The organism is Amycolatopsis sp. N2S4-7 (assembly GCF_058119595.1).
In genome coordinates this window covers 4,296,504-4,320,667 of sequence record NZ_CP172299.1, presented here as the reverse complement: position 1 = coordinate 4,320,667, position 24,164 = coordinate 4,296,504, and the positions used below count along the sequence as shown (strand labels likewise).

The following is a 24,164-nucleotide window of genomic DNA, read 5'->3' as shown; positions in this document are numbered from 1 at the left end:
CGCGGGGGCCAGCGACGCAGGTCAGGAGTGACTCGGCGAAGGGGCAGGCAACGCACTCGGGTGGTAGTCCGCCGCCACCAGAACCGGGCCCTCTTCGGCCGTCGGGGGGCGGAACGACAGCACCCAGAACGACCCCTTCTTGCTCGGGACCATTCCGCCGCGCGCGGCCGACAGCTCCACGCCGTCGCGGTCGGCCAAGGCGCTCACCAGGTCCGGGATCACGCCGCCCTGGCTGCAGACCACCGGTGTTCCGCCGTCGCCGGCCACCGCCAGCAGGCGCGCCAACCCCAGCACCGGGTCGGGCCAATAACCCTGCTCCGACAACAGCGGCTCGTGCCGCACCTCCGTGCCGGTGTCCTCCGCGATCCCGTGGACCGTCTGCACGCACCGCAGCCGCGGCGCCGACAGCACCCGGTCCGGCCCGAACAACGCCAGCACCCGCCGCAACGCCGCCGCCTGCCGCTGGCCCGCCTCCGACAACGGCCGCAGGTCGTCGTCGCCGGTCCACTCGTCCCGCTTGCCCGCCTTCGCGTGGCGCACCAGCAGCACCGTCGTCAGGCCCACCGGCAGTTCGCAGAACGCCCGCAGCACCCGGACGTCCTCCGGCCGCGTCAGCACCTTCTCCGCCGCGACCGGGTCGAGCCAGCGCAGCTCGTCGACCTCGTCGTTCGCCGCGAACTCGCCCGACACGGCCTCCGCCGCGAAGTAGTCGACCGTCTTCGGGACCGTCCCGGACCCGTGCCGCGCAGGCACCGGGTACGCCGTCCGCGTCAGGTAGCGGCCCAGGACCGCCGTGAACCCGGTCTCCTCGGCCACCTCCCGCACCGCGGCCTCGGCGATCGTCTCGCCCGGATCGAGCTTCCCCTTCGGCAACGACCAGTCGTCGTACCGCGGGCGGTGCACCAGGGCGACCTCCGTCGCCCGCCCGGCGGCGCGCCACAGCACCGCGCCGGCCGCCCGTACCTCCTGGGTCATCCGGCGGCCCCGTGCAGCTTCGCCAGCTCCAGCTGGTGGTCACGCACGCGCGAACCGTCCGCCGGGAACGGCGACCACTCGCCGCTCGCGGTCAGCACCCAGCAGCGCGTCGCCGGGTCCAGCGCCGAGTCGAAGATGTTGTCGAGCTGCGACGTCAGCTTCGGGTCCTTCACCCGCACCAGCGCCTCGATCCGCCGGTCCAGGTTCCGGTGCATCATGTCCGCGCTGCCGATCCAGTGCGTGCCGCCCGCGCGGAAGTGGAAGACCCGCGAGTGCTCCAGGAACCGGCCCAGGATCGACCGGACGTGGATGTTTTCCGACAACCCTTCGACACCCGGCTTGAGCGCGCAGATGCCGCGGACCACGACGTCGACGGGCACCCCGGCCTGCGACGCGTGGTAGAGCGCGTCGATCACCTGCTCGTCGACCAGGGAGTTGCACTTGATCCGGATCCCGGCCTGCTGCCCGGCCCGCGCCAGCTCGATCTCCTCGCCGATCGCCCGCACGATGCCGCGGCGGATGCCGTGCGGCGACGTCAGGATCGTCCGGTAGGTGTCCTGGCGCGAATAGCCGGTCAGCACGTTGAACAGGTCCGTGATGTCGGCGCCGATGCTCGGGTCGGCCGTCAGCAGCCCGAGGTCTTCGTACAGCCGCGCGGTCTTCGGGTTGTAGTTGCCGGTGCCGATGTGGCAGTAGCGCCGGATCGTCGAACCCTCCTGGCGCACCACCATCGACACCTTGCAGTGCGTCTTCAGCCCGACCAGGCCGTACACGACGTGCACGCCTGCGCGCTCCAGCGTCCGCGCCCAGGTGATGTTCGCCTGCTCGTCGAAGCGCGCCTTGATCTCGACGAGCGCGACAACCTGCTTGCCCGCCTCGGCGGCGTCGATCAGCGCGTCGACGATCGGGGAGTCGCCCGACGTCCGGTACAGCGTCTGCTTGATCGCGAGGACCTTCGAGTCGGCCGCCGCCTGCTCGATGAACCGCTGCACGCTCGTGGAGAACGAGTCGTACGGGTGGTGCACGAGCACGTCACCCTCGCGAAGCGTCGCGAAGACGCTCTTCGGCGTCTCGCGCTCGCCGAACGCCGGGTGCGTCGCCGGGACGAACGGGCGGTCCTTGAGCTCCTTGCGGTCCACAGCGGACAGCTGGTGCAGGCAGGTCAGGTCGAGCAGCCCGGGCACCTCGACGACGTCGGCCGGGTCGACGTCCAGCTCGCGCAGCAGCAGTTCGAGCATGTGCTCGCTCATGTCCTGCGCGACCTCGAGGCGCACCGGCGGGCCGAACCGGCGCTGCGCCAGTTCGCGCTCGAGCGCCTGGAGGAGGTCTTCGTCGCGGTCTTCGTCGACCTCGAAGTCGGCGTTGCGGGTGACGCGGAAGACGTGGTGCTCGGTGACGTCCATCCCGGTGAACAGCTCGCCGAGGTGGGCGGAGATGAGTTCTTCGAGCGGCAGGAACGTCGCCGTCCGGCTGGTGCGCTCGGTCTCGACGCGCATCAGCCGCGGCACGTTGCTCGGCACCTTCACCCGGGCGAAGCGCTCGGTGCCGCCCTCGGGGTCGCGGACCGTGACCGCGAGGTTGAGCGAAAGGCCGGAGATGTAGGGGAACGGGTGCGCCGGGTCGACGGCCAGCGGCGTCAGCACCGGGAAGATCTGCTCGGAGAAGTAGCTGGACAGGCGCAGCTGGTCGGCGCCGGCGAGGTCGGTCCAGCCGACGATCCGGATGTCGTGCTCGGCCAGCTGCGGGCGCAGGTTCTTCTCGAACGCGCCGGTCTGCCGCTCGACCAGGTCCTGGTTGCGCTTGGAGATGTAGTCGAGCTGCTCGCGCGGGGTGAGCCCGTCCGCGCTGCGCACCAGCAGGCCGGTCTCGTCGCGGCGCTTCAGGCCGGCGACGCGGACCATGTAGAACTCGTCCAGATTGGACGCGAAGATGGCGAGGAACTTCGCCCGCTCGAGCAGCGGCTGCGACTCGTCCTCGGCCAGCGCGAGCACGCGGGCGTTGAAGTCCTGCCACGACAGCTCGCGGTTGAAGTACCGGTCGTCCGGCAGCGTCTCGACGGCCGTCGGCGCGGCGGTGACCGCCGGCGGCGCCGACGGGACCGCGCGGAACTCCTCGGCGCCGCGCGGGTTGCCGTGCGCGGAGCTGCGGCGCCGGGTCGTCGCCGGGGTGGCCGCCGCGGCGGTGGTCTTGCGGGTTCTCGCCTTGCCGGCGGTGGCACGGGCGGCGGTGTCGCGGGCGGTGGACTTCGACGGGACCTTCTTCGCCGCGGCCGGCTTGGCCGGGCTCGCCGGCTTCTTCGCCGCCTCCGGGGATCCGGTCGCCGGGTTCCGTCGCCTCCGCGGTGCGGGCGTGCCGCCGTCTTCTGTGCTCACGGCCCCCATTGTTCACTAAGCCAGGCGGGATTGCGCAGGCTGCGGTGAAGGTCAGATGAACAGCTCAGCCAGCCGCGCGGCCGTGTGTTTTCCGACACCCAGGCCGCGGACGTGGGCGAGGTCTTCCGGGGTGTCGACGTCGCTGCGCAGGGTCGGGAGCGCTTTCTCCAGGGGGAACGCGCCGGAGGCGTGGTGCGCGCGCGCCGAGCCCGGGCCGAAGTGCGGGTCGAGGGGCCGGCCGGGCGCGGACAGCAGCAGGGTGGTGCCGGTGCCCTGGCGATCGGCGACGAAGGCCCGCCGGCCGTCCGCTTCGGCGAGCGCGGCCGTCAGATCGCCGGCGCGCAGGGCGGGGAGATCGGCCTGGAGGGCGCCGACGACGCCGGCCGGATCGTCGGCGCGGAGCAGGGCTTCGCCGTGGCGGAAGGCGGCGTTGAGGTTCTTCGCGGCGGGCTCGGGAACGATCTCGACCCCGAGCTCGGCCAGCTCGGCGACGGCCCCGGGATCGGCGGCGACGAGCAGCACCCGCCGCACCCGCCCGGCCGAGACGACGGCGGCGAGCGTGTCGGCGGCCAGCGCCAGGACCAGCCCGGGGTGCCGGTCCGCCTCGACGGCGCCACGCAGCCGCGACTTGCCGTCGCGGGGGTGTTTCATCGGCACGACCAGGTCCACGTCCACCCGTCCATCTTTACCCGAAAGGCGCGGCGCGTGTCGGCGGATGGGACGGGTTGTCCACAGGCGACGGGTGTTGTGGACAGCTCGGGCCGTGGGGCCGTGCTCCTGAGGGGCCGTCGCGATCCGCCTCCTCCACCCCGGCCCCCAGCTCCACAGCCCCGCCACCCCAGGTCGCGGCCCTCTCCCCGGCCGCTGAGGCGACCCTCCCTGGACCGCTCCGAACCCGGCGCGGCAGGATCTGGGGCGGATGTTGGACGTGAGGAGGAGATCGTGGCCCGGCGTGAGAAGGGTGGCTTCTGGGTGGGGCTCGCCGCCGCACTGTTCTATCCGCTGACGGCGATCGCCCGGCGGGTGTACGTCGGGGCCGAGAAAGTCCCGCGGCAGGGGCCCGCGCTGCTCGTCATGAACCACATCTCGCACCTCGATCCGGCCGTCGACGCCGTGTTCGTGCACCGGCAGAAGCGCGTTCCGCGGTTCCTCGGCAAGGAGAGCCTGACCCGGACGCCGTTCTTCGGGAAGATCTTCGTCGGCGCCGGGCAGATCCCCGTCTCGCGTGGCTCGGCCGCCGCCGGGGACAGTCTCAAGGCCGCCCATGATGCCCTCGCCCAGGGCAAGGTTGTCGTCATTTACCCCGAAGGCACCATCACCAAGGACCCCGCGGGCTGGCCGAAGGAGTCCTTCACCGGCGCCGCCCGGCTCGCGCTGCAGAACGACGTCCCCGTGATCCCGATCGCGCGCTGGGGCACCAGCCAGATCTTCAACGGCTACACGAAGAAGTTCACGCCGTTCCCGCGCAAGACGATCACCCACTCCGTCGGCGACCCGCTCGACCTCTCCGCCTACCGCGACGGCAACACCCGCAGCGCGTCGAAGCTGCGCGAAGTCACCAAGATCATGATGGACGAGGTGACCCGGTTGCTCGCCGAGATCCGCGACGAGGAACCGCCGTCGGCGAAGCCGGGGGACACCGCCTGATGCGCGCCGACGTCCAGCGGGTCACCGTCCTCGGGGCCGGTTCGTGGGGCACCGCTTTCGCGAAGGTGCTCGGCGACGCCGGCCGTGACGTCACGGTGTGGGCGCGCCGCGAGCAGGTCGCCGAAGACATCCGCGAGCGGCACGTCAACAGCGCGTACCTGCCCGGGGTCGCCCTTCCGGAGAACATCACCGCCACCAGCGACCCGGCGAAGGCCCTCGCCGGAGCCGAAGCCGTCGTGCTCGCGGTCCCCAGCCAGAGCCTGCGGGCGAACCTGACGTCGTGGCGCGCCCTGCTGCCACCCGAGGCGATCCTCGTCAGCCTCGCCAAGGGCGTGGAACTCGGCACGCTCAAGCGGATGAGCGAGGTGATCGCCGAGATCGTCGGAATCACCGCCGCCGATGTCGTGGTCGTCACCGGGCCGAACCTGGCCAAGGAGATCGCCGCCGGCCAGCCGTCCGCTTCGGTGCTCGCGTGCGCGGACCACGAGCGCGCGGTCGCGATCCAGCGCGCCTGCGCCAACTCCTACTTCCGCCCGTACACGAACACCGACGTCGTCGGCTGCGAACTCGGCGGGGCCTGCAAGAACGTCATCGCGCTCAGCTGCGGGATGGCCGCCGGCCTCGGCCTCGGCACGAACACGATGGCGACGCTGATCACCCGCGGCCTGGCCGAGATGGCCCGGCTCGGCGCGAAACTGGGCGCCGACCCGCTGACGTTCGCCGGGCTCGCCGGCGTCGGCGACCTGGTCGCGACGTGCTCGTCGCCGCTTTCGCGCAACCGGACGTTCGGGGAGCGCCTCGGCCGTGGCGAGACCCTCGAACAGGCTCAGGCGGCGGCCGGCGGGCAGGTCGCCGAGGGCGTCATGTCGTGCTCGTCGATCCGGGCGCTGGCCTCGAGCCTCGGTGTCGACATGCCGATCACCGACGCCATGCACCGCGTGTGCCACGAGGGCGTCGACCCGCGGCAGGCCGGCGCCGAGCTGCTGGGACGGTCGCAGAAGCACGAGTGGTCCTGAACGGGTGACCTACCGCCCGGATGGTGGGAGTGGCTTGACCGGGGTCCGGCGCGCTGGGACTCTGGTCGCCATGTTCGCGTACGGCGTGTCCGAGCTGCGGGGCCTCACGGGCCTCCGCGCCGCCGTGCGCGCGTGTCGCTGTTGTCGGTGAACCCAGCCCCGGCCCAGCTCGACACCCTTTTCCTTCCGTGAGGACCCTCATGTTCGCCGTTCCGGACAACACCCTGCTGCGTCCCGAGAACCCCGCGCTGCGCCACCCGGTGCGCGTCGCGCTGGAGGTCGCCGCCGACCGTGACCGCTGGCGCCACCTGCTGCGCTACGACCCCGAAGAGCGCTTCGCGGCGCTCGTCTCGAAGGACGAGCAGCAGGAGGTGTGGCTGATGAGCTGGCTGCCCGGCCAGCGCACCGACCTGCACGACCACGCGTTCGCCGGCGGCGCGTTCACCGTGGTCGGCGGCCACCTGACGGAGGCCGTGGCGCGCCGGGCACCGGACGGCCGCGCGGTCACCGAGCTGCACGCGCTCGCGGCGGGGCAGTCGCGGGTGTTCGGGCCCGGGTACGTGCACGAAGTGCGCAACGAAGGCCCGGACCCGGCGGTTTCGGTGCACGTCTACCGGGACGCCGGACGCGCGATGCGGTCGTACCACCTCGACCCGCTGGGCGGCCCGGTCCTCGACTGAGCGGCGGCGGGGTCAGTCCAGGTCGCCGCGGGCTCGGAACTCCCGCTCGACGCGGTCGCGGTCCGCGCCGGAAGCCAGCAAGGTGTGCAGCAGGATCCGCGACTTCCGCGCGTCCAGCCAGCCGGCCATCGTCGCGCCCAGCGCGATCAGGCTCGACTCCGAACCGCGGAACCCGTACGTCGACCGCAGCGTCGGGCCCGCTCCCGTCCGCGAAGCGACGACGACCGGCAAGGACGGCACCAGCCGCTCGACGACGTCGGCCGTGCCGGACGACACGTGTCCCGCGCCGGTCGCGGCCAGGACGATCCCGCGCACCCCCGGCTGCGTCGCGGCGAACTCGAGCACCGCGCCCGAGTCGTCGAGACCGGCTTCGACGATCGGAACCAGCCCGGTGAAGTCGTCGCCGGACAACGCCGGCTGCCGCGGTGGCGACGGGTGGAAGTAGTGCACGGCGTTCTCGACGACCATGCCGAGCGGCCCGGCGGGCGCCGACGAAAACGCCTCCAGGTGGCTCGAATGCGCCTTCCGCACCCAGCGCGCCGCGTGGACGTCGTCGTTGAGCGTCACCAGCGCGCCGCGGCCCCGGCTGCGCGGATCGGCCGCGACGGTCAGCGCGTTGCGCAGGTTCGCCGGGCCGTCCGGGCTGAGCAGGCCCGCGTTGCGCATCGCGCCGGTGACCACGACCGGGGCGTCCGACGGCCAGCACAGGTCCAGGAAGTACGCCGTTTCCTCGAGGGTGTCGGTGCCCTGCACGACGACGAAGCCGTCGGCGTCCTGGCGCAGCCCCCACTCGCGGCACCGCAGCAGCGTCGCGAAGTCCAGCGACGCGCTGCCGATGCCCGCCAGGGTTTCGGCCAGGACGTCCATCGGCAGGTCGCCGAGCGCGCCGAGCAGGTCGGCGGCGCCGAGCCGGGGCACGGCGCCGCCTTCGCCGGGGACCGGGGCCATCGAAATGGTGCCGCCCAGCGTGGCGACCGCGATCAGGGGCATGCGGCCCACCCTATTCAGCCGGTCTTGACCGCCTGGAGCGTGTAGCTCGCCGCGAGCCGCGACGGCGCGTCCTTCAGCCGCCACTCGCCCGCGGCTTCGTCGCGCACCATCTGCCCGGGCAGCGCGTTCCACGGGACGCTGTCGTGCTCGGTGAACCCGGTCGGCGTCAGCCCCCGGTCCAGCAGCGCGGTGATGATCTCGCCGAGGGAGTGGGCCCACTCGTGGGTTTCGGTGTGGACCTGCTCACCGTCGACCTCGACGTAGCTGCCCGGCTCGTCGAACACCAGCGGCTCGGCGTGCTCGAAGTACGGGTACCGCGGCACCGCCGGGTCGCTCGTCTCGTCCAGCGTCCCCAGCATCGGGTGGCCTTCCCGGACGAAGAGCCGCCCGCCGGGCCGCAGCAGGCCGGCGACCACCGCCGCCCAGCGCGCGGCCGACGGCAGCCAGCACAACGCGCCGATGCCGGTGTAGACCAGGTCGAACCGGCCCGCGCCCAGCACTTCGACGGCGTCGTGCACGTCGGCTTCGTGGAAGTCGATCTCGGCGCCCGCCGCGGAAGCCCGCCGCCGCGCCTCCGCCAGCGCCGGCCCCGAGAAGTCCAGGCCCGTCACGGACGCGCCGAGCCGGGCCAGGGAGATCGTGTCCGTGCCGAGGTGGCACTGCAGGTGCACCGCGCGCAGCCCGCTGATGTCGCCCAGGCGCGGCCGGTCGAACCGGACGACGCCGCTGAGGTGGGCGGGATCCGCGAGGAAGCGGGTGAAGTCGTAGCCCGGCGACGCGGCGTGCAGCACCGCCCGCTCGTCCCAGTTCGCCTTGTTGACGGCGAACGAGTCCGTCACGACGTCGCCGCGCGTTCGGCCGCGCTGCGCAGGACGCAGAACTCGTTGCCCTCGGGGTCGGCGAGGACGGCCCAGCCGGTGCCGTCGGGGTTGCGGAGGTCGTTGACCAGCGTCGCGCCCAGGCCCAGCAGCCTGCCGACCTCCTCGTCGCGCGGGTCGTCCGGCTGCAGGCACAGGTGGAGGCGGTTCTTGACCGTCTTCGGCTCCGGCACCCGCAGGAACAGCAGGTCGATCCCGCCGTCCAGCTCGATGCCGACCTCGTCGTCGCCGGGGGAGTCGGTGTCCGGGATCGGCTTCCCGGTGACCTGGCTCCAGAACTGGCAGAGGGTGTACGGATCGGCGCAGTCGACGGACACGTGCAGGACGGAGGACGGCATGGCACTCCTCGGGAGTCGGACCTTTCGGGCGGTTCCGAGTCTGGCCGAGTGCGAAAGCCGGGGCGAACGGATTTACGACGCCAGCGCCAGCCCGGCCGTCCGGTGCACGCGACGGCTGTCGTCGACGATCAGGATCTCGCAGTCCGGCCGGTCGGCCGCCCAGGTGATGCCTTCGGTGCCCATCGCGAACGCCGCCGTGGCCAGCGCGTCCGCGGTGACCAGGTCGCCGGCCACGACCGTGACGCTCATCAGGCCGGTCGCGGGCGTGCCGTCGCGGCCGTCGAGGATGTGGGAGCCGCGCTCGTAGGCCGCCGACGTCGCGATCGCGCCGTTGCGCGACTCCAGCACCGCGCACACCGCGAGGGGCTGCTCGGGGTGGCGCACCCCTACCCGCCACGGGCGGCCGGGTTCCGGCTCGCCCGCGGTGACGACGTCGCCGCCGGCGTTGAGGCAGAACGTCGTCGCGCCTTCGGCCTTCAGCAGGTCGGCGGCGCGTTGCACCGCCCAGCCCTTCACGACCGCGCACGGGTCGAGGCCGCGGCCGGGCAGCCGCGCGCGGAACGCGCCGCCGGAGAGCTGCTCGTAGTACGCGCAGAGCTCCAGCACCTCCAGGAGGTCTTCGCTCAGCTCGGCGGCCGTCAGCTCGCCGCGGTCGTACCGGCTGACCTCGCTGTCCTCCTTGAACGGGCTGAACCGGGCGTCGACGTCGCGGAACCAGGCGAAGACGTCGTCGACCACCTCGGCGAAGTCGCCATCGTCCCGCAGGTCGAGGGAGATCGGCAGGCCCATCACCTGTTCCACGCGGGTGGTCATCGGTTGCCCCTCGCGTCGATGGCCGCCTGCAGCGACGTCTTGTACGACTCGCTCGTCTCGGTCGCCCCGGTCACCGTGTCGATGTCGGCGCTCTGCGCCTGCATCGCCTCTTCCTGCAGGCGCGGCAGGGCGGTGAGCGCCCGCCCGCTGTCCGGCGCCTGCATCAGGGTGATCGCGGTGAGCCGGGTGCCGGTGAAGGTCACCTGGACCTGCACGGTGCCGTAGTTGCTGGACTCCGCGGTGCCCTGCGTGGTCACCGTCGCGTTCGCACTGTCCGTACTTCCTGGAGTGTCCGAAGTGGAGGGAGTGGTCGTCGGGGCGGCCGGTGTGGACGGTGCGGTGACGCTCGGCGGCGCCTGGGCGACGGCAGTGCTGCGCAACGGTTCCGGCTCGAACCGCCAGACCGCGATGAACCCGGCGATCGACAGCGCGACGACGAAGATGGTCTTCTTCAAGGCTCCCCCTAGGCCGCGAGGCTGAAGCGTTCGGCGTGGACCTGGGCACCCGGCACGCGCAGCTCGCGCAGGCTGCGCAGCACGGCCGAGGTCATCCCCGGCGGGCCGCAGACGAACACGTCCCGCTCGTGCACGTCCGGCACCATCATGTGCAGGTTCGCCGGGCCGAGCATGGCTCCGCGCGGCCCGACCGCCTGGTCCGGTCCGGTGAGGACGCTCACCATGGCGCCGCGCGCCTTGGCGAGTTCGTTGAGCTCCGGCAGCAGGACCGCGTCGGCCTGGTTGCGGACCCGGTACAGCACGACGACGTGGCCGTCGATGTCCTCCAGCAGCGCGCGGATCGGCGTGATGCCGACCCCGCCCGCCACGAGCAGGGCGTTGGGCCGCTGCTGGTGGATCGTCGTGAACGCGCCGTACGGGCCTTCGGCGAACACCCGCGTCCCGACCCGCAGGGAGCGCAGCCCCGCGCTGGAGCCGCCGAGGGCCTTCGCGGTCAGCCGCAGGGTGCGGCCGTCGGGCGCCGCGGACAGCGAGAAGGGGTTGGCCTGCCACCAGCGGTCCTTCGTGAGGAACCGCCACAGGAAGAACTGGCCGGCCTTGGCCGGCATCCGGTCCAGGTGCTTGCCGCCGATGTACACCGAAACGACGTCCGGGGACTCGGAAACCACCGCCGTGACGCGCAGCTGGTGGCGCAGGTTCCGCCACAGCGGCAGCACGACGCGGCCGGCGAGGACGGCGGCGCCGGCGCCGAGCCAGAGCGTCCACCAGTACGCCTTCGCCGCGGGGGAGCTGGTGAACGACTGGCCGAGCGCGATCTGGTGGGTGAACGCCAGCAGGACCGCGGCGTAGGTGTAGAGGTGGATGAAGTGCCACGTCTCGTAGGCGAGCCGCTTGCGCGCGAACTTCGCCGACACCGCGCCCACGACGAGGATCACGGCGAAGGCGACCAGCGCCCGCAGGATCCCTTCCAGCCGGTTGGCCATCTCGACCAGCTCGTCGACGACGCCGCTGCTCTCCACCTCCGCGTAGCCGAAGGTGATGAACACCAGGTGCGCCAGCAGGGTCCACAGGATCGTGAACCCGGTCCAGCGGTGCCACGAGGTCAGCCGGTCCATGCCGAGCCGCCGGTCCAGCCAGGGCAGCCGGGCCACGAGCAGCAGCTGGAACGCCATCGCCAGCGCGCCGTACAGCCCGGCGAGCCTGCCGATGGTGATCAGCACGTTGTCCGACAGGCCCGCCGAGGCGAACATGAGGGTCACGGCGGCCACGTTGGCGCCCAGGAAGGTGAAGAGGCCGGATTTCGCGGCGATCCGGGGGCGGATCGCCGAGCGCGTGGCCTCGGCGGTCTGCGTCATGGTGGTCACACGGATTCCCCTTCGGTTCGGTTCACGAACGCCAGCCTCGCCACGCAGCCTGTGGCGAGTCTGGGTGCGGGCTGTCGGATTCCTGTCGGCGCGCGCCGCGGCTCGCCCGCCGCGCGCGGGTCGGGAGAAGATGGGGTGGTGCAGACCCCTGACCCCGTGCGCCTGCTCGTCGTCGACGACGAGCCGCACATCGCCGACCTCGTCGCCACCGTCGCCCGGTACGAGGGCTGGCACGCGGTCACGGCCGGCTCCGGCCGGGCCGCGCTGACCGAGGCGGCGGCGTTCGGACCGGACATCGTCGTGCTCGACCTCATGCTGCCCGACCTGGACGGCTTCACCGTGCTCGACCGCCTGCGGGAGAACGGCAACGCGGTGCCCGTGGTGTTCCTCACGGCCAAGGACGCGACCGCCGACCGGATCGCCGGGCTCACCCGCGGGGGTGACGACTACCTCGTGAAACCGTTTTCGGTCGAGGAGCTGATGGCGCGGCTGCGCGCGGTGCTGCGGCGCAGCACCGGCGTCGTGCACCAGGCCGCGGCGCGCGGCGCCGTGCTGGAGGTGGGGGACCTCACCCTGGACGAGGACACCCGCGAGGTCCGCCGCGGCGAGCGCCTGGCCGAGCTGACCCCGACCGAGTACGAGCTGCTGCGCTACCTCATGCGCCGGTCGCCGTCGGTGCTGACGAAGGCGCAGATCCTCGACCACGTGTGGGAGTACGACTTCGGCGGCCGGTCCAATGTGGTCGAACTGGTCATCTCGCACCTGCGGCGCAAGATCGACGCGGGCGACGGCGAACCGCTGATCCACACGGTGCGCGGCGTCGGCTACGTCGTGCGCCAGGTCAACCGGTGAAGCACACCTTCTGCCGGTGGTACGGGGCCTGGCAGCGGACGCGGCTCGGCACCCGGATCGTGCTGGGTCTCGGCGCGCTCGCGCTGGTCGTGTTCGCCGCGGTCGGTGTCACGACGGTCGGGATCATGCACGGCTACCTCGACCGGCGGCTCGACGAGCAGCTGTCCAAGAGCCAGAACACACAGCTGCCGCAGCTGCGCGAGACGCACGGCTCGCCGCAGTCGGTGTACTCCTGGTACTCGGCGCTGTACAAGGTGCGCGACGGCGTCGCGGTCCCCGAGCTGGGCGGCCAGCTGCCGCGGGACGCCCGGCAGCTGGCGAACATCGCCGCCGAGGCGGCGAACGGCGACGTCACGCGCAACATCTACCTCCACGACGACGGGCCGTACCGGGTGCGCGCCTGCCCGGTCGACACCGATTCGGTGCTGCTGAGCGCCGCGCCGCAGAAGGACCTGAACGGGACCGTCCAGCAGCTGATCTGGGTCGAGGTCGGCGCGTTCGCCTTCGCGCTCGCCCTGCTGGTGCTCGTCGGGCGGCTGGTGCTGCGCCGCGGCCTGCGGCCACTGGCCGACATGGCCGGGACCGCGCACGACATCGCGTCCCACGACCTCACCGCGAACCCCGCACTGACGGTGCGCGCGGCCGGCACCGGCGGCGGCGCGGAGGTCGAAGAGCTGCGGACGGCGTTCAACGTGATGCTGGCCCACATCGACACGTCGCTGGCGGCGAAGACCGAGGCGAACGAGCGACTGCGCCGGTTCGTCGCGGACGCCTCGCACGAGCTGCGGACGCCGCTGACGTCGATCCGGGGCTACGCCGACCTCTTCCGCTACGCCGCGGCGAACGAACCGCGGGAGCGGGAAGCGCACCTGGCGAAGATCCGCGAGGAGACGGCGCGGATGACGGTGCTCGTCGACGACCTGCTGCTGCTGGCCCGCCTCGACGCGCGGGCCGCCGAGACACCGTTGCGGCCGGAGCGGGTCGACCTGGCCGAGCTCGCGGGCGACGCGGCGGACGCGTTCGCCGCCGGGCGGCCCGACCACCCGCTGACGACTTCGCTGGAGCCGGCATCGGTGGACGCCGACCCGGTGCGGCTGCGGCAGGTGCTCGACAACCTGCTGGCCAACGCGGCCGTCCACACCCCGCCCGGCACCGCGGTGCAGCTTTCGGTGGCGGCCGAAGGGCCGGAGGGGGTCGTCCGGGTCGGTGACGCCGGACCCGGGATCGCGCCGGGCGACCAGGAGCGGATCTTCGACCGGTTCTTCCGCGTCGACGACTCGCGAACCCGCGGCAACGGCGGAACGGGGCTCGGGCTTTCGGTGGTCCAGTCCCTGGTGACGGCCCACGGCGGCACGGTTTCGGTGACTTCGGAGCCGGGCCGCACGGTGTTCACGGTGCGATTGCCCCTCGCGCGGTCGTGAACCCCGGCCGATCGGGTGTCCTTCGGGGCAGGCTTTTCGCACCGGTAGGCGGCTGGACGGTCTCCGGCGGGTCCGGGAAACTTCGGGGGTGTCCGCCACCACTGACATCGTGCAGACGACCACGGGCGTCGCGTCGCTGGTCGTGGCGTTGCTGGCACTGAAGGTGCAACGGCAGGCCGCGGCTGATCCCGAGCCGCGGCAGGCTCCGCCCGTTCTCCCGCAGCCGTGGGAGTATCCGCCTCCCGTCCCGGGGCCTTCGGTGCCCCGGGACCCCGCGCCCGCCGCCGCGCAGTGGTCCGGCCTGCGCGCGTTCGCCTTCAGCATGATCGGTGGTGCGTTCTACGGCGTCGTGACCGACGTGTGGCTCCGCAGCCCCGCGCAGCGCCTGGTGATCGCCTTCTGCGCACTGGCGGCCGGCTGCCTGCTCCTGCTCTACGTGCGCGTCAGCGCGTCCCGCAACCCGGTGCTGTACCTGGTGGTGGGGGCCACCATCGGCATCTCGGCCGGGTCCGCGCTCACCGCGTTCATCCCGCCGTACACCCTGTCGGACTCCCTCTTCGGCGGCGGTGTCGTCCTGGTGATCGCGATCGGGCTGCTCGTTTACGACCGGCGCCGGTCAGCGCGCTGAGGCGGTCCGCTGCGCGCGACCGGTGACGTGCGCCGGTGTCGTCCAGCCGGGGGAGAGGTCCGTCGACGGCTCCGGCGCGCCGAAGACCGTCCGCACCGGCAGCACCCCGGCCCACGCCGTGTCCGCGTCCACGTCCTCCGGCTCGTCGTCCGGACCTTCGGCGCGCATCTTCACCGACGCCTCCGCGAGGTCGAGCGCGAGCACCGACACCGCGGCGAACTCCTTGGCGTTGACCTCGCGCGCGTGCTCCCACGAGCCCGGCGCCAGGTGGTCGGTGAGCACCTTCAGGCCGTGCATCTTGGCTTCGGCGTCCAGGACCGGCTTCGCCGTCCCGAAGATGACCGCGCTGCGGTAGTTCATCGAGTGGTTGTTCACCGAGCGCGAGTAGACGATGCCGTCGAGCAGGGTCACGGTGACGCAGACGTCGAGGTCCCGCGCGGCCGTGCGGAGGCTCGCCGCGCCGGTCGACCCGTGCAGGTAGAGCGTGTCGCCGTCGCGGCCGTAGCCGGTCGGGAGGACCAGCGGGACGCCGTCGCGGACGACGCCGAGGTGGCAGATCAGGCCTTCGTCCAGGACGGCGTGCAGCGCGGAGCGGTCGGTCACGGCGCGGTGCTTCTTGCGGCCGAGCGTCGTTCGGGGCGTGGTCGACAACATGCGATCAGCGTCTCCCGGCGCAGTGGCATCGGAGAACGTCCACTTCTCGTACACTTGGGAAGTCCACTTGAGGAGGTCCCGTGTCCCACGCCGACACCGCGCTCCCGGTCAGCCTCGACCGCGAGGCCGTCACGCCGCTGGCCGTCCAGCTCGCCGACGCGCTGCGCGAGGCCGCGGCGTCCGGGCACCTGCGCGGCGGCGACCGGCTCCCCTCGACGCGGGCCCTCGCCGGCCGGCTGGGCGTCAGCCGCACGGTGACGTCGGCGGCGTACGAGCAGCTCCACGCCGAGGGCTGGATCGCCGGGCGGCACGGCTCCGGCACCTACGTGACGACCCCGCCGTCCGTGTCCGCCGGCGAGGTGCCGACGCCGGGGGCGGTGCCGGCCGCGGAGGCCGAGACGTCGCCGCTGCTCGACCTCGGCCCGGGCACGCCGTGGGCGGCCGGGCTCGACCGGGCGGCGTGGCGCCGGGCCTGGCGCGCGGCGGCCGACCCGGACCCGCTCGTGCGCGCCCACCGCGCCGGGCTGCCGGAGTACCGCGCGGCCGTGTCGGAACACCTGCTGCGCCACCGCGGCCTGGCCGCCGGTTCGGTGCTGGCCACCGGCGGGACGACGGCGGCGGTCGTGGAACTGGCCGCCGCCGTGCTCGACCGCGGGGACGTCGTCGCCGTCGAGGAGCCCGGGTACCAGCGCGCGGTGCAGGCGTTCCTGCGGGCGGGCATGCGGGTCGCCGGTGTGCCGGTGGACGAGGAAGGGCTGCGGCCGGAGGCGATCCCGGCGGGCGCGCGGGCGGTGTACTGCTCGCCGGCGCACCAGTACCCGATGGGCAGCCGGCTGAGCGCGGCGCGGCGGGTTTCGCTGGTCGAGCGCGCGCGGGCGTCGGCGATGCTGGTCATCGAGGACGACTACGACGGCGAGCTGCGGTTCGACGTCGCGCCGCTGCCGATGCTGGCCGCGCTGGCCCCGGACGTCGTGGCGCACCTGGGGACGACGTCGAAGATCCTGACGCCGACGCTGGGCGCGGGCTGGATGGTGGCGCCGGAGGCGATCACGTCGGCGGTGCTGGCGTACCGCGACCTGACCGGCACGCGGCCGTCGCCGGCCGGGCAGCGGGTGCTGTACGAATTCGCGCGCAACGGCGACCTGGGGCGGCACCTGCGCAAGCTCCGCCGCGAGATGGCCGAGCGGCGGACGTTGCTGGCGGGAGCCCTGGCATCGGCGGGCATCCCGGTCCGCGGCGACGACGCGGGGGCGCACCTGGTGGTCCCGTTCCCGTCGGCAGCGGTGGAGGCATCGGTGATCGCGGAGGCCGAGCGGCGCGGGATCCGGCTGGACGGGCTGGCGCGGCATTTCGCGGGGACACCGACGGCGCACGGGGTGGCGATCGGGTATGCGGGCTGTGGACGGGAGGCTTTGGTGGCGGCGTTGCCGACGCTGGTTTCGCTGCTGCGCTGAGGCTTGGGTCGGTTGGTGGCCTCTTCGTCTTGGCTTCGATGGCTTCGATGGCTTCGTGCCGGTGCCGGTGCCGGTGCGCCTGGGTTGTCCACAGTTCGGCGGTGGTGTGGACAGCGGGGTCCTGACTGCGGCTTTTCCGGGGTTTGTGTCGGTGCCCGCCGATACGCTGGCGTTGGGCGGTGGCCCCCAGGGAGGGCGGGCTTTGTTTCGGGGCGGGCCTCTGTCTGGAGCGGGCCTCTGTCTGGAGCGGGCTCTGTTCGCCGTGGCGAGACTGGTTGTCCACAGGCCGGTCGTGATGTGGGTAACCAGGCGCTGCCAGGGTCATTTCCCGGCTTTGTGTCGGTCGTCGTCGATACGCTGGCGTCGGGCGGTGGCCCCCAGGGAGGGCGGGCTCTGTTCCGGGGCGGGCTCTGTTCCGGGGCGGGCTCTGTTCCGGGGCGGGCTCTGTTCCGGGGCGGGCTCTGTTCCGGGGCGGGCTCTGTTCCGGGGCGGGCTCTGTTCCGGGGCGGGCTCTGTCTGCCGTGGCGAGGTCCGCCGTGGCGAGACTGGTTGTCCACAGGCCGGTCGGAATGTGGGTAACCCGCCGCTCCCCACGCCTTTTCCCGGATTCCCGTCGGTCCTCGCCGATACGCTGGATCCGGCGGGGGCCCCCAAGGGAGGGCGGGCTCTGCCCCGGGCCCACCAATGCCTCGATCTACCAGACGTACCGGAACCCCCGCCGGTTGCGTTCGTCGCGTCTGGCCGCTCGCTCGTCGCACGGGGCTGGGCTGTTCGGCGAGGTCACCGGGTACGGTGGCTCACCATGAGCGAGAAGATCCGGGTGGCGGTCGTGTTCGGCGGGCGCAGCAGCGAGCACACCATCTCGTGCCTGTCCGCGGGCAGCGTCCTGGGCAACCTCGACCCCGCGCGGTTCGAGGCGGTCCCGGTCGGGATCACCCGCGAAGGCCGCTGGGTGCTCGGCTCCGGCGACTCCGCCCAGCTCGCCATCCGCGGCCGCGAACTGCCGTCGGTCGACGACGGCAAGGGGCTCGTCCTCGCCGGTGATCCATCCAGCCAGGGGCTCGTGGCCGTCGAGCCCGGGCGGGAAAGCGAGACCCTGTCGCGCGTCGACGTCGTCTTCCCGGTGCTGCACGGCGCCTTCGGCGAGGACGGCACCATCCAGGGCCTGCTCGAACTCGCCGGCATCCCGTACGTCGGGCCCGGTGTGCTCGCCAGCGCGGCCGCCATGGACAAGGAAACCGCGAAGAAACTCCTTGCCGCCGAAGGGCTTCCGGTCGGCACCTACGCCGCGCTGCGGCGTGGGCAGTCCACTTTGGAGCAGAAGGACCGCGAAAAGCTCGGCCTGCCGGTGTTCGTCAAGCCGTCGCGCGCCGGCTCCTCGGTCGGGATCTCGCGCGTCGCGTCCTGGGACGACCTCGACGCCGCGATCGAGCTCGCCCGCGCGACCGACCCCAAGGTCCTCGTGGAGGCCGCGGTCGTCGGCCGTGAGGTCGAGTGCGGTGTCCTCGAATTCCCGGACGGCCGCATCGAAGCCTCGCTGCCGGCCGAGATCCGCGTGCTGTCCGAGGACGAAAACGCCTGGTACGACTTCGAAACCAAGTACCTCGGCGACGACGCGGAGCTGGACATCCCGGCGAAGCTCGACGACGCGCTCACCGAGAAGCTCCGCGCGATGGCCGTCGAGGCGTTCCGCGCGCTGGACTGCCAGGGCCTGGCCCGCGTCGACTTCTTCGTGGGCGCCGACGGCGAGCTGACCATCAACGAGGTCAACACCATGCCCGGGTTCACGACGAAGTCGGCCTACCCGAAGATGTGGGAAGTGACCGGGATGGACTACTCGACGCTGCTGACCACGCTCATGGAGACGGCGATCGCCCGCGGAACGGGCCTGCGCTAGGAGAAGCGCAGCGGCCGAGCGGGCAGCTTCGCGGCCACCGTGTCCGAGATCTGCTGCAGCGGACCCGTCCCCGCGCTGTCGGGCACCGTCAGCGCCGCGTAGACCTCACGGTCCACCACGTACCACGTCGACGCGCCCTCACCCGGCACCTGCAGCCACTGCACCTTGTTCACCAGGCGCAGCGGCGCCGTCGGGGTCAGCTCCGGGGGACGGTCCAAACCGCACCGCAGCACCAGCGGGTCCTGCTCGCCCCAGGCGATCGTGGCCGGCGGGGCGGGGTCGGCCAGCTCGCGCGGCTTCAGCGAAACGCCGTTCGACGTCAGCTCGGAGGGGACCGCGCCCAGCAGCGTCCCGCAGGCCGGCGCCGAAGCGAAGGGCGCCGGGACCGAGACCAGCGGGAGCGGCCCGGCCTCGGGGGGCGAGGAGCCCTTCGTCCACGCGATCACGGCGACGGCGACCGCCAGGGCCACGGCGAGCGCGGCCGCGGTGACGAGGACCACCCTGGGCGGCGCACCGGTGTCGGAGTCAGGCACCCGACCACTACACCACAGCGACGGGCCCCCCGGACCTCGAGGTCAGAGGTGGACGACCGGGCAGGTCAGGGTCCGCGTGATGCCTTCCACGTTCTGCACCTTCGCCACGACGAGCTGGCCCAGCTGGTCGACGTTGTCGGCGGCCGCGCGGACGATGACGTCGTACGGTCCGGTGACATCCTCCGAGCTGGTCACACCCGGGATGCTGGAGATCTCGGCAGCCACCGCGGCCGCCTTGCCGACCTCGGTCTGGATGAGGATGTATGCGTGGACCACGGCGCGCCCTTTCGTCGGGATCGATCGGCTCAAGGTAGGAACGTCATCAGCAACGTATCGCCAGCTCACGGAAAAACATAGGGCATCCGACTATCGGTGATCGATCTTTGTCCCGGTAGAGAAAGCAGAGGTGACCGGTGTCACCGAACGACGGAACGGTCGCCGAGACCGGCGAGTTCGCGCTCATCCGCGCCGTCACCGAAGGACGGCGCCAGCCGCCGGGCACGTTGCTCGGCCCCGGTGACGACGCCGCCGTCATCGCCGCCCCCGACGGCCGCGTCGTGGCGAGCACCGACGTGCTCGTCCAGGGCGTGCACTTCCGGCTCGACTGGTCCGCGCCCGAGCACGTCGGGCGCAAGGCCGTCGCCGTCAACCTGGCCGACATCGCCGCCATGGGCGCCACCCCGACGTCCGTCCTCGTCGGCCTCGCCTGCCCGCCCGACACCCCGCGCGAGGTCGTCACCGGGCTCGCCGACGGCATGTGGGCCGAGGCCGAACGCGCCGGCGTCGGCGTCTCCGGCGGCGACATGGTGCGCGCCGACCAGCTCGTGATCAGCGTCACCGCGCTCGGCGACCTCGGCGACCGCGAGCCGGTGACCCGCTCGGGCGCCCGGCCCGGCGACGTCCTCGCGGTCTGCGGGCGCCTCGGCTGGGCCGCCGCCGGCCTGGCCGTGCTCGGCCGCGGCTTCCGCTCCCCGGTCGGCGTCGTCAACGCGCAGCGCTGCCCGGAACCGCCCTACGAAGCCGGTCCGCGCGCCGCGCTGGCCGGGGCCACGGCGATGATCGACGTCTCGGACGGCCTGCTGGCCGACCTCGCCCACATCGGCGAGGCCTCCGGCGTCGGCCTCGACGTCCGCACCGCCGACCTCGACGTCCCCGCGCGGCTCACCGAAGTCGGCGCCGCCCTGGGTGCCGACCCGCTCGACTGGGTCCTCACCGGCGGCGAGGACCACGCGCTGGCGGCCACCTTCCCGCCGTTCACCGAGCTGCCCGACGGCTGGCGCACGATCGGCGTCGTCACGATGGCCGACTCCGGGATCACCGTGGACGGCAAGCCTTTTGCCCGAGAAGGCGGCTGGACGCACTGGCGCTGATCTAAAGTCGGCGGACGTGAGAATCGTTCCGGTCCCCTACGACCACCCCGACGCGGCCAAGCTCATGGCCGCGGTGCAGCAGGTCTACGTCGAGCGCTACGGCGACGAGGACGTGACCCCGATGAGCCCGGCGGACTTCGACCCCCCGCAGGGGGTTTTCCTCGTCGGTTACCAAGGCGAGGAAGCGGTCGCCTGCGGGGCGTGGCGCGCCCACGACGGCCCCGAGCCGGACTTCCGGGACGGCGACGCCGAGTTCAAGCGGATGTACGTCGCCGATTCCGCCCGCGGTCGTGGGTTCGCGCGGATGATCCTGTCCGAACTGGAGCGCACGGCGGCGTTGTGCGGCCGCAAGCGCGCGGTCCTGGAAACCGGCACCAAGCAGCCCGAGGCCATCGCGCTCTACACGTCGTCGGGGTACGCCGAGATCCCGAACTTCGGCGTGTACAAGAACGAGCCCGAAAGCCGGTGCTTCGGCAAGGACCTCACCTCGGCGTGAGCTTCAGCAGGGCCGCCGCGTGCGGTCGCAGGGTCGCCGAGACGTCGGTGCCGACGTCCTGGTGGGCCCAGAGATCGCGGACCTGCCACGTGCCCGGGATCGACGCGGAGACGGTCGCGGTGGTGCCGCCGGTGTTGAGCAGCACCACCGCGAAACCGCCGTCCGACAAGGGTTTCCCCCAGACCTGGTAGCCGGGCCCGGTGCCGAGTTGCCGCCCCTGGCCACCCGCGAAGTCCTGGTCGACGGCGATCGCTTCGGCGTTGGAGAGCGTCGCGAGGTCGGCGTCACCCAGCTGCGCCGGGTCGGTGCCGGCGAACAGCGGCGCGTTCAGCACGGCCCAGACGCTGAAGTGCGCGCGGGCCTCGTCGGCGGTGAGCGTGCCGTTGCCGACCTGCAGCATGTCCGGGTCGTTCCAGCCGCCCGGGCCGCCGCTGTGGGTGGCGACGGCGGCCTGCTGGTCGATGGTCGCGAGCACCGAGTCCCAGGTCGCGACCAGGTCGTTCGTGGTCCGCCACAGGTTCGCCACCGGCCGCGCCCAGGTCCAGGGGCTGGAGACGCCGTATTCGGAGATCGCGTAGACGATCGGGCGGGGCAGCGCCGCGAGCTCGTCGCGCATCTTCTCGAACGCGGCTTTCCGGTCGAGGCCGTCGACGGTGTCGGCGTTGCACCAGTCGTACTTGAGGTAGTCGACGCCCCAGCGGTCGAACGTCTCGGCGTCCTGGTGTTCGTGGCCGAGCGAGCCGATGCCGGACGCGGGGTAGGCGTCGTTGGCCATCGCGCAGGTCCGGCTGCCGGGGACGGAGTAGATGCCGAAGAGCAGGCCGCGGGAGTGGACGTAGTCGGCGAGGTCGGCGATGCCGTGCGGGAACCTCGCCGGGTCGGCCTGGAGCGAGCCGTCGGCGGCGCGCGCGGGCGCCTGCCAGCAGTCGTCGACGACGACGTAGTGGTAGCCGGCGTCACGCAGTCCCGTGTCGGCGAGGGCGTCGGCCGCTTTCCGCACGACGTCCTCCGTGAGGTCGTAGCAGCGGACCTGGTTCCAGCTGTTCCAGCCCATCGGCGGCGTCTCGGCCAGGCCGTTCGCCAGGGCCGGCGAGGCCACGGGCAGGCTCAGCAGCCAGGTCAGCGCGACGAGGAGGAGCACGAGGGCCGTGCTCTTCGGACGGGTGTTCGGGTTCGCGGCGATGCCGTGATCCAATCGCAAGGCACGTGAAACCGCGGTCACCCGGAGGCGGCATGCCGATCTACGCACTCGGTTCCCTCGAGCCGACGATCCACCCCGACGCCTACGTCCACCCGGACGCGACGGTGATCGGTGACGTCCGGATCGGCGCCCACGCGTCGGTGTGGCCGCAGACGGTGCTGCGCGGCGACCACGGCTACATCGAGATCGGCGAGCGCTCGAACGTCCAGGACGGCTGCGTCCTGCACTGCACCGAGCGGCACCCGACGATCCTCGGGCCGTCGTCGGCGATCGGGCACGCGGTGCACGTCGAGGGCGCGACGATCGGCACCGGCTGCCTGATCGCGTCCGGCTCGGTGGTGCTGAACGGCTCCGTGATCGAGGACGGCGGCATGGTCGGCGCGGGCGCGGTGCTGTCGTACGGCTCGCGCGTGAAGACCGGGGAGATCGCGCTGGGCGTGCCGGGGAAGACGCGGGAGAACAAGTCGTTCACCCCCGAGAACATCGCGATGGTCGTCGATTCCTACGTCGAGCGGGCGCGCCGGTTCAAGGCCGGACTGCGGCGGCTCGACCCGCGCGGGTGACGCCGGCCACGCCCGGTAAGCTCGCGGGCCGTGACCGCACGACCGCTGCAGGACATCGTCGAGGCAGGCTGGGCGAAAGCCCTCGAACCGGTGGCGCCGCAGGTCGCCGCGATGGGGGAGTTCCTCCGCGCGGAGATCGCCGCGGGCCGGACCTACCTGCCGGCGGGTGAGCACGTCCTGCGGGCGTTCAAACAGCCGTTCCACGACGTGCGGGTGCTCATCGTCGGCCAGGACCCGTACCCGACGCCCGGGCACGCGGTGGGCCTGAGCTTCTCGGTGGCGCCGGACGTCCGGCCGATCCCGAAGAGCCTGGTCAACATCTACAAGGAGTACTGCGACGACCTCGGCCACCCGCTGCCCTCCACCGGCGACCTGACGCCGTGGGCCGACCAGGGCGTGCTGCTGCTCAACCGGGCGCTCACCGTGCAGCCCGGGAAGTCGAATTCGCACCAGGGCAAGGGCTGGGAAGACGTCACCGAGCAGGCGATCAAGGCCCTCGCGGCGCGGCCGGAGCCGATGGTGGCGATCCTCTGGGGCCGCAACGCGCGGAACCTGCGGCCGATGCTGGGCGACGTCCCGTGCATCGAGTCCGCGCACCCGAGCCCGCTCTCGGCGCACAACGGCTTCTTCGGGTCGCGGCCGTTCAGCCGGGCCAACCAGCTGCTCGTCGAACAGGGCGCGCAGCCGGTCGACTGGAAACTCCCCTGAGGTCCGTGTCCGGATCGGCGTGACGGCTCCGACCAGGGGTAAACCTTTGGAGGAGAGATGAACGTCATTTCGGCCGACGGCACCCCGATCGTCTTCGAGCAGACCGGTGCGGGCGCGCCGGTGCTCCTGGTCGGCGGCGCGTTCAACGACCGGACGACCGTCGCGGGCCTGGCGGAAGTGCTGGCCGGCGACTTCACGGCGATCACGTACGACCGCCGGGGCCGCGGTTCGAGCGGCGACGCGCCTTCGTACGAGGTCGAGCGTGAGATCGAGGACATCGCGGCGCTCATCGCGCAGGTCGGCGGCTCGGCGTCGGTGTTCGGGCACTCGTCGGGGGCGGTGCTCGCCCTGGAGGCGGCCGCGGCGGGACTGGCGATCGACAAGCTGGTGGCGTACGAGCCGCCGTACGCGACCGACGAGCACCCGCGGGCGGACGTCCTCGACGAGGTGAAGGCGCAGCTCGCGGCGGGTGACCGCGACGGCGCGGTGGCGACGTTCCTGATGGTCGCGGGCACGCCGGAAGAAATGATCGAGGGGATGAAGCAGGCCCCGGTGTGGGGCTGGTTCACGGCGCTGGCGCACACGCTCCCGTACGACCTGACGATCTGCGGCCCTGGCGCCCGGCCGCGCACGGAGAACCTGGCGCGGATCACGGCCCCGACGCTGGTCATCGGCGGCGGTGCGAGCCCGGATTCGCTGCAGTCAGGGGCCCGCGCGGCGGCCGCGGCGGTTCCGGGAGCCCGTCACGAGACCCTCGAAGGGCAGGACCACGGGGTGCTGCAGAACCCGGAGTCCCTGAAGCCGCTCGTGCTGGACTTCCTGAAGCAGGCGTAAAAAATGGCGGGTGCTCCGAGGAGCA

26 protein-coding genes are annotated in these 24,164 nt (G+C 72.6%); 13 read left to right on the top strand and 13 right to left on the bottom strand.

The annotated features are described in order from the left end of the window. Positions 1–21: 21 nt before the first annotated feature. The 3 genes from ACH54P_RS20230 to cofC are packed head-to-tail and all read right to left on the bottom strand — an operon-like array spanning position 22 to position 4,022. Entirely contained in the window at positions 22–975 is a 954-nt protein-coding gene (locus tag ACH54P_RS20230; RefSeq protein ID WP_489914964.1) for an NUDIX hydrolase, read from the bottom strand. Then, positions 972–3,356 carry an RNA degradosome polyphosphate kinase gene (locus tag ACH54P_RS20225; RefSeq protein ID WP_489914962.1) on the bottom strand — a complete coding sequence of 795 codons (2,385 nt, stop codon included), beginning with the start codon at positions 3,354–3,356 and terminating at the stop codon, positions 972–974. The genes ACH54P_RS20230 and ACH54P_RS20225 overlap by 4 nt, the downstream gene beginning before the upstream one ends. Positions 3,357–3,398: 42 nt before the next feature. Next, positions 3,399–4,022: a 2-phospho-L-lactate guanylyltransferase gene (gene cofC / locus ACH54P_RS20220; protein WP_489914960.1), complete on the bottom strand. Its 624-nt coding sequence runs from the start codon at positions 4,020–4,022 to the stop codon at positions 3,399–3,401. Between the two features lie 267 nt (positions 4,023–4,289). On the opposite strand from cofC, the gene ACH54P_RS20215 reads away from it, so the two are divergent. The 3 genes from ACH54P_RS20215 to ACH54P_RS20205 all read left to right on the top strand — a co-directional run bounded on the left by ACH54P_RS20215 (position 4,290) and on the right by ACH54P_RS20205 (position 6,690). Next, complete coding sequence (locus ACH54P_RS20215) at positions 4,290–4,994, top strand: lysophospholipid acyltransferase family protein (RefSeq protein WP_489914958.1); 705 nt, start codon at positions 4,290–4,292, stop codon at positions 4,992–4,994. Further along, positions 4,994–6,010, top strand: a complete 1,017-nt coding sequence (locus ACH54P_RS20210; RefSeq protein WP_489914956.1) for an NAD(P)H-dependent glycerol-3-phosphate dehydrogenase — start codon at positions 4,994–4,996, stop codon at positions 6,008–6,010. The genes ACH54P_RS20215 and ACH54P_RS20210 overlap by 1 nt, the downstream gene beginning before the upstream one ends. 200 nt (positions 6,011–6,210) lie before the next feature. After that, positions 6,211–6,690 (top strand): cysteine dioxygenase, encoded by a 480-nt coding sequence (locus ACH54P_RS20205; RefSeq protein ID WP_489916540.1) that lies wholly within the window; start codon positions 6,211–6,213, stop codon positions 6,688–6,690. Positions 6,691–6,702: 12 nt separating this feature from the next. On the opposite strand, the gene ACH54P_RS20200 is transcribed toward ACH54P_RS20205, so the two are convergent. The 6 genes from ACH54P_RS20200 to ACH54P_RS20175 form a co-directional block, all read right to left on the bottom strand. Further along, positions 6,703–7,680 carry an asparaginase gene (locus tag ACH54P_RS20200; RefSeq protein WP_489914954.1) on the bottom strand — a complete coding sequence of 326 codons (978 nt, stop codon included), beginning with the start codon at positions 7,678–7,680 and terminating at the stop codon, positions 6,703–6,705. Positions 7,681–7,694: 14 nt separating this feature from the next. Next, positions 7,695–8,519 carry a class I SAM-dependent methyltransferase gene (locus ACH54P_RS20195; protein WP_489914951.1) on the bottom strand — a complete coding sequence of 275 codons (825 nt, stop codon included), beginning with the start codon at positions 8,517–8,519 and terminating at the stop codon, positions 7,695–7,697. Continuing rightward, positions 8,516–8,896: a VOC family protein gene (locus ACH54P_RS20190; RefSeq protein ID WP_489914949.1), complete on the bottom strand. Its 381-nt coding sequence runs from the start codon at positions 8,894–8,896 to the stop codon at positions 8,516–8,518. Before ACH54P_RS20190 ends, ACH54P_RS20195 begins: the two co-directional genes overlap by 4 nt. A gap of 72 nt (positions 8,897–8,968) precedes the next feature. Beyond that, a complete protein-coding gene (locus ACH54P_RS20185; RefSeq protein WP_489914947.1) occupies positions 8,969–9,709 on the bottom strand; it encodes an FAD:protein FMN transferase in 741 nt (246 codons plus the stop codon). Further along, positions 9,706–10,164: an FMN-binding protein gene (locus ACH54P_RS20180; RefSeq protein ID WP_489914945.1), complete on the bottom strand. Its 459-nt coding sequence runs from the start codon at positions 10,162–10,164 to the stop codon at positions 9,706–9,708. Before ACH54P_RS20180 ends, ACH54P_RS20185 begins: the two co-directional genes overlap by 4 nt. Positions 10,165–10,172: 8 nt before the next feature. Continuing rightward, positions 10,173–11,519 (bottom strand): ferredoxin reductase family protein, encoded by a 1,347-nt coding sequence (locus ACH54P_RS20175; protein ID WP_489916538.1) that lies wholly within the window; start codon positions 11,517–11,519, stop codon positions 10,173–10,175. Between the two features lie 147 nt (positions 11,520–11,666). Between ACH54P_RS20175 and ACH54P_RS20170 the strand changes: the two genes are divergently transcribed. The 3 genes from ACH54P_RS20170 to ACH54P_RS20160 all read left to right on the top strand — a co-directional run bounded on the left by ACH54P_RS20170 (position 11,667) and on the right by ACH54P_RS20160 (position 14,429). After that, the gene (locus tag ACH54P_RS20170) at positions 11,667–12,380 is read left to right on the top strand and encodes a response regulator transcription factor (RefSeq protein WP_489916536.1); all 714 of its coding nucleotides are present in this window, start codon (positions 11,667–11,669) and stop codon (positions 12,378–12,380) included. Next, positions 12,377–13,801, top strand: a complete 1,425-nt coding sequence (locus ACH54P_RS20165; protein WP_489914943.1) for a sensor histidine kinase — start codon at positions 12,377–12,379, stop codon at positions 13,799–13,801. The genes ACH54P_RS20170 and ACH54P_RS20165 overlap by 4 nt, the downstream gene beginning before the upstream one ends. An 88-nt stretch (positions 13,802–13,889) precedes the next feature. Next, complete coding sequence (locus ACH54P_RS20160; RefSeq protein ID WP_489914941.1) at positions 13,890–14,429, top strand: hypothetical protein; 540 nt, start codon at positions 13,890–13,892, stop codon at positions 14,427–14,429. Here ACH54P_RS20160 and ACH54P_RS20155 read toward each other — a convergent pair. Beyond that, entirely contained in the window at positions 14,418–15,083 is a 666-nt protein-coding gene (locus tag ACH54P_RS20155) for a pyridoxamine 5'-phosphate oxidase family protein (protein ID WP_489914939.1), read from the bottom strand. The two genes, ACH54P_RS20160 and ACH54P_RS20155, sit on opposite strands and share 12 nt — an antisense overlap. 80 nt (positions 15,084–15,163) lie before the next feature. Here ACH54P_RS20155 and pdxR point away from each other — a divergent pair, with 80 nt between their 5' ends. Then, on the top strand, positions 15,164–16,537 hold the full coding sequence (pdxR, locus tag ACH54P_RS20150) for a MocR-like pyridoxine biosynthesis transcription factor PdxR (protein ID WP_489914937.1): 1,374 nt from the start codon (positions 15,164–15,166) through the stop codon (positions 16,535–16,537). Positions 16,538–17,339: 802 nt separating this feature from the next. After that, the gene (locus ACH54P_RS20145) at positions 17,340–18,434 is read left to right on the top strand and encodes a D-alanine--D-alanine ligase family protein (protein WP_489914935.1); all 1,095 of its coding nucleotides are present in this window, start codon (positions 17,340–17,342) and stop codon (positions 18,432–18,434) included. On the opposite strand, the gene ACH54P_RS20140 is transcribed toward ACH54P_RS20145, so the two are convergent. Then, positions 18,431–18,967, bottom strand: coding sequence for a DUF3515 domain-containing protein (locus ACH54P_RS20140; RefSeq protein WP_489914933.1), 537 nt, complete (start codon positions 18,965–18,967; stop codon positions 18,431–18,433). The genes ACH54P_RS20145 and ACH54P_RS20140 overlap by 4 nt on opposite strands. Before the next feature lie 42 nt (positions 18,968–19,009). After that, positions 19,010–19,243 carry an Lrp/AsnC family transcriptional regulator gene (locus ACH54P_RS20135; protein ID WP_003091994.1) on the bottom strand — a complete coding sequence of 78 codons (234 nt, stop codon included), beginning with the start codon at positions 19,241–19,243 and terminating at the stop codon, positions 19,010–19,012. Positions 19,244–19,380: 137 nt separating this feature from the next. Here ACH54P_RS20135 and ACH54P_RS20130 point away from each other — a divergent pair, with 137 nt between their 5' ends. Beyond that, positions 19,381–20,337 carry a thiamine-phosphate kinase gene (locus ACH54P_RS20130; RefSeq protein ID WP_489914931.1) on the top strand — a complete coding sequence of 319 codons (957 nt, stop codon included), beginning with the start codon at positions 19,381–19,383 and terminating at the stop codon, positions 20,335–20,337. 16 nt (positions 20,338–20,353) lie between these two features. Beyond that, positions 20,354–20,833 carry a GNAT family N-acetyltransferase gene (locus tag ACH54P_RS20125; protein ID WP_489914929.1) on the top strand — a complete coding sequence of 160 codons (480 nt, stop codon included), beginning with the start codon at positions 20,354–20,356 and terminating at the stop codon, positions 20,831–20,833. On the opposite strand, the gene ACH54P_RS20120 is transcribed toward ACH54P_RS20125, so the two are convergent. Continuing rightward, entirely contained in the window at positions 20,820–22,034 is a 1,215-nt protein-coding gene (locus tag ACH54P_RS20120) for a glycoside hydrolase family 27 protein (RefSeq protein WP_489914927.1), read from the bottom strand. The two genes, ACH54P_RS20125 and ACH54P_RS20120, sit on opposite strands and share 14 nt — an antisense overlap. A gap of 32 nt (positions 22,035–22,066) precedes the next feature. Between ACH54P_RS20120 and ACH54P_RS20115 the strand changes: the two genes are divergently transcribed. From ACH54P_RS20115 to ACH54P_RS20105, 3 genes are read left to right on the top strand one after another with little or no spacing between them, the layout of a single operon-like run. Then, positions 22,067–22,597, top strand: coding sequence for a gamma carbonic anhydrase family protein (locus ACH54P_RS20115; RefSeq protein ID WP_489914925.1), 531 nt, complete (start codon positions 22,067–22,069; stop codon positions 22,595–22,597). A 30-nt stretch (positions 22,598–22,627) separates the two neighbouring features. After that, positions 22,628–23,305, top strand: a complete 678-nt coding sequence (locus tag ACH54P_RS20110; RefSeq protein WP_489914923.1) for a uracil-DNA glycosylase — start codon at positions 22,628–22,630, stop codon at positions 23,303–23,305. A gap of 57 nt (positions 23,306–23,362) precedes the next feature. Further along, entirely contained in the window at positions 23,363–24,139 is a 777-nt protein-coding gene (locus ACH54P_RS20105; protein ID WP_489914921.1) for an alpha/beta fold hydrolase, read from the top strand. The last annotated feature ends 25 nt before the right edge of the window (positions 24,140–24,164 follow it).

What these genes read in the sequence shown, in the direction of transcription:
- ACH54P_RS20230 (WP_489914964.1), bottom strand. Translation starts at nt 975, where the DNA reads ATGACCCAGGAGGTACGGGCGGCCGGCGCGGTGCTGTGGCGCGCCGCC.
- ACH54P_RS20225 (WP_489914962.1), bottom strand. Translation starts at nt 3,356, where the DNA reads ATGGGGGCCGTGAGCACAGAAGACGGCGGCACGCCCGCACCGCGGAGG.
- ACH54P_RS20210 (WP_489914956.1), top strand. Translation starts at nt 4,994, where the DNA reads ATGCGCGCCGACGTCCAGCGGGTCACCGTCCTCGGGGCCGGTTCGTGG.
- ACH54P_RS20205 (WP_489916540.1), top strand. Translation starts at nt 6,211, where the DNA reads ATGTTCGCCGTTCCGGACAACACCCTGCTGCGTCCCGAGAACCCCGCG.
- ACH54P_RS20200 (WP_489914954.1), bottom strand. Translation starts at nt 7,680, where the DNA reads ATGCCCCTGATCGCGGTCGCCACGCTGGGCGGCACCATTTCGATGGCC.
- ACH54P_RS20190 (WP_489914949.1), bottom strand. Translation starts at nt 8,896, where the DNA reads ATGCCGTCCTCCGTCCTGCACGTGTCCGTCGACTGCGCCGATCCGTAC.
- ACH54P_RS20185 (WP_489914947.1), bottom strand. Translation starts at nt 9,709, where the DNA reads ATGACCACCCGCGTGGAACAGGTGATGGGCCTGCCGATCTCCCTCGAC.
- ACH54P_RS20175 (WP_489916538.1), bottom strand. Translation starts at nt 11,519, where the DNA reads ATGACGCAGACCGCCGAGGCCACGCGCTCGGCGATCCGCCCCCGGATC.
- ACH54P_RS20155 (WP_489914939.1), bottom strand. Translation starts at nt 15,083, where the DNA reads ATGTTGTCGACCACGCCCCGAACGACGCTCGGCCGCAAGAAGCACCGC.
- ACH54P_RS20145 (WP_489914935.1), top strand. Translation starts at nt 17,340, where the DNA reads ATGAGCGAGAAGATCCGGGTGGCGGTCGTGTTCGGCGGGCGCAGCAGC.
- ACH54P_RS20115 (WP_489914925.1), top strand. Translation starts at nt 22,067, where the DNA reads ATGCCGATCTACGCACTCGGTTCCCTCGAGCCGACGATCCACCCCGAC.
- ACH54P_RS20105 (WP_489914921.1), top strand. Translation starts at nt 23,363, where the DNA reads ATGAACGTCATTTCGGCCGACGGCACCCCGATCGTCTTCGAGCAGACC.